The sequence below is a fragment of the Bartonella sp. AP65SXKL genome (assembly GCF_042195725.1).
GTDB lineage: Bacteria > Pseudomonadota > Alphaproteobacteria > Rhizobiales > Rhizobiaceae > Bartonella.
This window is the reverse complement of the sequence record NZ_JBHIOW010000125.1, coordinates 1-527: the sequence shown is the minus strand read 5'-3', so window position 1 is coordinate 527 and position 527 is coordinate 1. Positions and strand designations below refer to the sequence as shown.

Sequence of the window (527 nt, the reverse complement as noted above, 5' to 3'; positions counted from 1 at the left end):
GCAACAAAGGATAATGAAGCTGTTAACAAAGGTCAGCTTGATAAAGGTTTGAAGGATCTTTCTACCAGCCTTCAGTCAGATGACTCGGCTGTTGTTCATTACGATAAAAAAGAGGGTGATAATGGCGGCATTGATTACACGAGTGTGACTTTAGGCAAAGGTAAGGATAAGGCAGCTGTTGGTCTTCATAATGTTGCCGATGGTCAGATTGCCAAGGGTTCACGTGATGCAATCACGGGTGGTCAGATTAATAAAATCGGTGAGGATGTAGCTAAGTTTTTAGGTGGAGAAGCATCCTTTAAAGATGGAGCTCTTACACAGCCAACGTATAAATTATCTTACATTGCTAAAGATGGAGTTGTAACAGAGAGTGCCTTTCAAGGTGTTGGAACCGCTTTTGCAGGTCTTGATGAGAATATCAAGAATGTGAATGCAAGGATTAAAGAGGTTTCTGAAGGAGTAGCACAGGATTCTTTGTTATGGAGCAAGGAAGCCGATGCCTTTGTAGCGCGTCATGAAAAGAGTAA

The 527-nt window shown here is 41.9% G+C and carries 1 pseudogene; it reads left to right on the top strand.

From position 1 onward, the window contains the following. Positions 1-527, top strand: a pseudogene (locus tag ACFIMP_RS09995) (hypothetical protein); the annotation flags it as partial.